The organism is Nonomuraea rosea, assembly GCF_039539705.1.
In the GTDB taxonomy this organism is placed as follows: domain Bacteria; phylum Actinomycetota; class Actinomycetes; order Streptosporangiales; family Streptosporangiaceae; genus Nonomuraea; species Nonomuraea rosea.
Genome location: NZ_BAABDQ010000100.1, coordinates 1 through 5,959 on the forward strand (window position 1 = coordinate 1; position 5,959 = coordinate 5,959).

The window sequence follows — 5,959 nt, forward strand, 5'->3', positions numbered from 1 at the left end:
GAGAACGTCAACAGCTTCCGCGTTCAACTGTCCCAATGGTCCCATCAGGGCTACATCAACAAGATCGCACCGGCTCTCTACGGCCCCATGCCCACCAGCACTTAAGCCTTTGTCAGCAGGCTCTTAGAGAGCAGGCATGGTGTCGTGGGAGCGGCTGGCGGCGGTCATCCTGGCCGGGTTTCTGGTCCTGGCCGGGCTGCTTGTGCTGGTGGTGCGGCTAGCCGGGGTGGACGACCGGATGGACGTCGGATTCGGCTGGACGTATTGGCGGCGTGACATGCTGGAGAACGGGTTGGGCCGTCTGCCCGGTCCACGCGAGAGCATGCATGGTGCCGTGTACGCGATCGAGGGATACTCCCTCTCGGGCGGCCCAGGGATCTTGCCGAAGGAACTGGCACGACCTGGGGCGGAACTCGACAACCTGGTGCGTTACAAAGGCGTGCCGGAGATCCGGGCCATCCGGCTGCAGCCAGCTGATCCAGCTCTGCTCACCACCACAATATGGGGATTGGTGGTGGGCTGCGTGGTGGTGGGTGGCGGGGTGTGGTGGCTGCGCCTGCGCCGGCCCACGCTGGCGGCCCTGGCCCCACTGATCATGATGGCGGGAGCGGGGACCGGGGCGACGCTGGTCACTGTGGCCGCGATGTCTGTGGTGGACGTGGCCGCCGGGGCTCCGGTGTTCTGGTTGTGGCACGGCGCGCTCACCATCATGGGGCCCATCGGCATGGGTGCACTGCTCAGGCTGGCCTGGCGTGCACCGGCGATCCCGTGGTGGCTGCCGTACGTGCTGCCTGTCGGGATGGTGCTGGCTTGGGCGGCGATCGTTCAGGTGGCAGGCCCTGGGGGGTTGCGCGACATCGGCCTGATCCATGTGGGCTCCTACGCGGCGTGCCTGCTGAGCATGGTGGCCGCGCCGATACTCGGCTGGAGGCCCTTGCTGAGGGCGACGGCCTTGCCGGGCGGCCGGTGGCTGCTGGGCGGCTGCGCCGTCAGCTACGCGACCGCGCTCGCCGTGTGGGTGGCGCCTGAGCTCCTCACCGGAGATCACCTGATCCAGCTGCGGTTTCTCGGCCTGGTGAGCGTCCCGGCGATCGTGGGCGGCGCGGTCGCCGTACTGCGCTACCATCTGCTGGCCATCCGCAGACCGCTCAGCGTCGCCATCACCCATGCGCTGCTGGCGGGAGGACTCTACGCCGTCTTCGCCGCAGCGGTGGCGGGCGTAACCGTACTGGCTGGCATCGCCAGCCCGAACACCGCCGTGCTGGGGGCCGCCGCCGTGCTGGTCGCGATGGTGCTGCTGCCGCTGCGAGATGGGCTGCGGCGGCTGGTGGAGCGCGTGGTCTACGGGCACCGCGACGATCCGCGCGTGGTGATGGCGGCCATTAACCAGACTCTCGCAGTCACCCATTTGCCGACTCAGATCCTGCCGGCGTTGGTGGCCGCTGTCGCCGAGGCGTTGCGGCTGCCGTACGTGGCCATCGAGCTGTCGCGGGAGGGCGGATTCGGCACCGGCGCGAGCGTCGGCCGGGTGCGCGGGCCGCTGGCCACGGTGGAGCTGCGTCATCAGGCCGAGGTGATCGGCCGGCTCGTCGTCTCGGCGCGGGACCTGGACGATCCGCTGCCCGCCGCCGACCTGGTGCTGCTCACCGACGTCGCCGGGCAGCTCGGTGCGGCGGCGCGCGCCGTGTTGCTGCATGAGGAGCTGTTGCGCTCGCGGCGCTCGATCGTGACCTCGCGGGAGGACGAGCGTAAGCGAATGCGGCGAGAGTTGCACGACCGGCTCAGCCCTGACCTGACCGCAGTCGCGTACCGGATCGAGCTGACCCGCCGCCGGAGCAGCGCCGGAGAGACGGACAAAGAGCTCGAGGAGCTCGCGCGGCAGGTGCTGGCGTCGGTCGAGGAGATCAGGCGCGTCGCCTACGAGCTGCGCCCGCCGGCGTTGGACGAGCTCGGACTAGGCGCGGCGGTGCGCGAGCTCGGCTACGCCACGCCCGCCGCCACCCTGGTGTCGGTGGAGCTACCCGACGACCTGGAGGGACTGCCCCCGGCAGTGGAGGTCGCGGCCTACCGGATCATCGCGCTCGCGCTGGCCAACGTCATGCGGCACGCAGCCGCGCCCACCTGCCTGATCACCCTGCGCCGCGACGGGGAGCTGGCGATCGAGGTCACCGACGACGGACGCGGCCTGCCGTACCCCATCAGGAAGGGGGTCGGCATGGTCTCCATGCGCGAGCGGGCCGAGGAGTTGGGCGGCACGCTCACGATCGGACCGGCCGCCAACGGCGGCACCCAAGTGCTGGCGCACCTGCCCCTGGACACGACCAAGGAGCACTGATGGAAGAGCCGATCACGATCGTGCTGGTGGAAGACCACCCGATGACGCTGGCCGGGCTGAGTCAGCTGCTGCAGGATGAGCCAGGACTGCAGGTGGTCGGAACGGCCGAGACAGGCGCGCAGGGGGTACGGCTGGCGGAAGAGCTCATTCCTGACCTGATGCTGGTGGATCTGAACCTGCCCGACATCTCCGGCGTCGAAGTCACCCGGCAGGTCAAAGCCGTCTATCCCCACCTGCACATACTGATCTTCACCGCCTTCGATGACGACTCCTCCGTGCTGCACGCCATTGAGGCGGGAGCGGGCGGATACGTGCTCAAGAGCGCAACGCCGGCGCAGATCGTGCGGTCGCTCAAGGCGGTGGCCGGCGGCGACGCGGTCTTCGGCCCCCAGCTCGCGCACCGGCTGGTCGACCTGTTCACCGCCAAGGCGCGAACGGCGACGCCGTTCGAGGGGCTGACCGGACGCGAGCGCGAGGTTCTGGAACTGGTCGCGCGCGGCTGGGCCAACCAGGCCATCAGCCGCCACCTGGGCATCACCGACAAGACCGTACGCAACTTCGTGTCCAACGTCCTGATCAAGCTCCAGGCCGCCACCAGGGCCGAGGCGATCGTGCGGGCGCGCGAAGCAGGGCTCGGCTCCGGACGGACAGTTCCCGGCCGTCCCGGGACATCTGCCTCATGACAGCCGGGATAGAGAAGATCAGGTTGGAGACATGCGCATCCTGATCGTCGATCCTCATGAGCCGTTCCGGCAGGCACTCGCCGACCTCCTCACGGAGCTGTGCAGCGATGCCCCGCGGGAGGTGGACGTGGTGCAGACCGGCGACGCCGAGCTGGCTGGTGACCTCGCCGAGCGCACGCGGTTCGACCTGGTGCTGGTCGACCTCGCCATAGGCGCCCAGGGCCTCATCGGCCACCTGGCCGCGCTCCGTCCCCGCCTGGTCGTCATCGCCATGGCGGGCGACGACGAGCCCGTTCTCGCCGCCGCGGCGAGCCGGGCGGGCGCCTCCCGTCTCATCAGCAGGGCGATCGGTCCACGCAGGCTCGCCGCACACGTACGCGAAGCCCTGGAAAGCTCCTGCCACGGCCGGGACTCCTGACTCCTGACGCCCGGGACACCCCCCGCCCACGCTGCTCATAAGCGAACAAGGGGGATTTAGATCATGAACAGTTCACGCAAGGCCATTCTCGCAGCGGCGCTCCTGGCCGCCGGAGTACCCGCCCTGACCCTGCAGGCGGCACCCGCACAGGCAGCGGCTGCCGGAGGCATCATCCTGGTGACCTCGCCGCTGACGGCGCCCAATCTGGTCGCACGGAAGACGGCGGTGGCGATGTGCCCGGCCTCGCATCCGCAGATCCTCAGCGGCGGCGGACGGACCCGCGAGATCTTCGGCGGGAGCAGGGCGGTGCTGACGGCCCTGTGGCCGGTCCGCGCGCAGTTCCTGCCGCACTCGGACGGATACCAGGTGGAGGCCAAGGCACCGTCGCAGAACGGCATAGGCCCGTGGCAACTGCGGGCCTTCGCCATCTGCAGCAAGAGATATCCGCAGGAGCATATCCATCCGGCCCAGTTGACCCAGGGGCCGGAATCGACCCTCCCACCCTTCCGCGCGGGCGAGGTCGCGTGCAACCCCGGCAAGCGGGTCGTCGGAGCCGGAGCCAGGACAAACGACGACATGCCGGGCGGGGCTGCGTCACACGCGGGGCTTCAGCGCATGTGGACGCCGCCTCAATCGCGGACCCTCGTCCAGGGCACTACCCGCCAGGAGGCGGGACCCAACGCCGGGCCCTGGATGCACGAGGTCTGGGCGAACTGCGTCTCCGACGCCCCAATCCCCGGCCTCGAAGTCAAGCAGCACTGGTCCCCCGTCGGTACGCAGACCACCATCACCTGCCCGCCTGGCACCTTCGTGCACGGGCTGGGCGGCGGAGCGAAGTTCACCGACCAGGGCAGCGTGCACATCAACGACCTCTACCCGACCCCCGACCTGCGCACCGTCAAGCTGACCATGACCAGGCATCCCGCCTCGGGCATGTGGGTCCAGGCGCTCTGCGCCAAAAGGACTCTTCGATGAACCACTTCTCCACAATCCGCCTGCTCGTCGCGGCCCTGGCCGTCGGCCGGAAGGAAAACGCGGAGAAGAGCCGTCGGACGAACATGTGGACCGCCACCGTGATCGCTGCGATCGGCCTGGTCGTGACCATCGTGTTCAACCTGATGCGCAACGACATCTGACCTGCGGCAGGACATAAGCGGGCGAACCAGTCAGCGAAAGGGCATATGACATGCGAACGTACATCAGAATCATGATCGTGGCCGCAGTGACTACCATGGGCATCCAGTTGGTCGGTGCATCCCCGGCGGCGGCGTTTGCCGAAAGGGTGCGGACGAGCAGCAACTCGGCTTTCGACTCCGCGTTGTCGAAAACCGCCACCGCGAAATGCCCGGTCGGCATGGTCATCGTCGGAGGTGGAGGCATCGTCATCAACGGCGCCAATCAGGTGATGCTGACAAGACTGCAGCCTGTGCATTCAACCAGCGGTGGCGACAGCTATGTGGCCAGTGCCGCGGAAATCCGGCAACTACCACGATTCAAGTTCAAGCCGAACACGGCGGATCTATACCAGAGCTACGGAGGCAAGTGGCGGGTGCGCGCCTACGCCGTCTGCGCCAGCTCCGGCGTCTTTACGGGATACGAGCTCAAGACCAGCACGTCAACAGGGGCGTCGGAGCCCTTCCGCAGGCAGTCAGCCAGCTGCTCACCCAACAACGTGACGTTGGGTGTCGGCGCACGAGTAGACGTCCCCGCCCCGGGGATGGTGGGTCTGCAAATGGCGCGGGCCGGCCGTTACCTCAACGGTGCCGACGTCACGGCGCAGGAGGGGCCCGACGGCTACGCCGCCGACTGGAAGCTGACGGCCTACGCGATATGCGCGCTCACCCCGTATGGTTACAACCCCCAGGTCGTCACCACTACCTCCACGGGAACGACCGCCAAGTGCGACGATTTCAAAGTCGCCGACAATGTCCTGCACACGCGAGTCAACGGCGGGAGTGGTGGCGGGTCGATGTGGGGATCCGGGCGAGCATATCTATGGTCCCTGTACCCGACACACAATCTCCGCGCCGCACGCGCCGACCTGACCCGCCCGCCGTCTGGCGAGATGCTCGTTCAGGCGATCTGCGCCTACTGAGAGCACCAGGTCCTCTAGCCCTAACCGGGCCAGGGGACCTGTGCCGGTCGCTGAGGTCCGCCTGGCTAACCTCCACCGGACACTGCCGATCACGAATCGGGGAGATCTCGGCCAGCGGCAGCGCCATCTCATATAGGTGGTTCGCGGAACTGTCCGGTGAAGGGGTGCTAAACGTGACACTCCAACGGTGACCGCCACCTTGATCGGCTACGCCCGCTGCTCCACCGACAACAGGACCTCACCGCCCAACGCCAAACCCTGCTCGGACTCAACGTCGACAACGAACGCATTGGGCCGCTTGACCCGGGTTCCGCAGTTCGTAGTCACACGTGGAGACTGGGCTGGGAGAATCTGCTGGTAGATGGCTTGCAGAGAGCTCCGGGGCGTCACGAAGGCCCGAGAGTGTAGTAACACGACTTCGAAGATTT

The 5,959-nt window shown here is 67.8% G+C and carries 6 protein-coding genes; all 6 read left to right on the forward strand.

Annotated features, from left to right (window positions below):
- The first annotated feature begins 136 nt into the window (after positions 1 to 136).
- The 6 genes from ABEA43_RS67365 to ABEA43_RS67390 all read left to right on the forward strand — a co-directional run bounded on the left by ABEA43_RS67365 (position 137) and on the right by ABEA43_RS67390 (position 5,531).
- On the forward strand, positions 137 to 2,335 hold the full coding sequence (locus tag ABEA43_RS67365; protein ID WP_345581358.1) for an ATP-binding protein: 2,199 nt from the start codon (positions 137 to 139) through the stop codon (positions 2,333 to 2,335).
- Positions 2,335 to 3,018, forward strand: a complete 684-nt coding sequence (locus tag ABEA43_RS67370) for a response regulator (RefSeq protein WP_345581361.1) — start codon at positions 2,335 to 2,337, stop codon at positions 3,016 to 3,018. The genes ABEA43_RS67365 and ABEA43_RS67370 overlap by 1 nt, the downstream gene beginning before the upstream one ends.
- Before the next feature lie 31 nt (positions 3,019 to 3,049).
- Positions 3,050 to 3,436, forward strand: a complete 387-nt coding sequence (locus ABEA43_RS67375) for a response regulator (protein WP_345581364.1) — start codon at positions 3,050 to 3,052, stop codon at positions 3,434 to 3,436.
- A 63-nt stretch (positions 3,437 to 3,499) separates the two neighbouring features.
- The gene (locus tag ABEA43_RS67380; RefSeq protein WP_345581367.1) at positions 3,500 to 4,411 is read left to right on the forward strand and encodes a hypothetical protein; all 912 of its coding nucleotides are present in this window, start codon (positions 3,500 to 3,502) and stop codon (positions 4,409 to 4,411) included.
- Complete coding sequence (locus ABEA43_RS67385) at positions 4,408 to 4,572, forward strand: hypothetical protein (protein ID WP_345581370.1); 165 nt, start codon at positions 4,408 to 4,410, stop codon at positions 4,570 to 4,572. Before ABEA43_RS67380 ends, ABEA43_RS67385 begins: the two co-directional genes overlap by 4 nt.
- 71 nt (positions 4,573 to 4,643) lie before the next feature.
- Entirely contained in the window at positions 4,644 to 5,531 is an 888-nt protein-coding gene (locus tag ABEA43_RS67390) for a hypothetical protein (protein WP_345581373.1), read from the forward strand.
- The last annotated feature ends 428 nt before the right edge of the window (positions 5,532 to 5,959 follow it).

Coding starts and splice junctions, on each gene's coding strand:
- ABEA43_RS67370 (WP_345581361.1), top strand. CDS start 2,335: ATGGAAGAGCCGATCACGATCGTGCTGGTGGAAGACCACCCGATGACG.
- ABEA43_RS67375 (WP_345581364.1), top strand. CDS start 3,050: ATGCGCATCCTGATCGTCGATCCTCATGAGCCGTTCCGGCAGGCACTC.
- ABEA43_RS67365 (WP_345581358.1), top strand. CDS start 137: ATGGTGTCGTGGGAGCGGCTGGCGGCGGTCATCCTGGCCGGGTTTCTG.
- ABEA43_RS67390 (WP_345581373.1), top strand. CDS start 4,644: ATGATCGTGGCCGCAGTGACTACCATGGGCATCCAGTTGGTCGGTGCA.
- ABEA43_RS67385 (WP_345581370.1), top strand. CDS start 4,408: ATGAACCACTTCTCCACAATCCGCCTGCTCGTCGCGGCCCTGGCCGTC.
- ABEA43_RS67380 (WP_345581367.1), top strand. CDS start 3,500: ATGAACAGTTCACGCAAGGCCATTCTCGCAGCGGCGCTCCTGGCCGCC.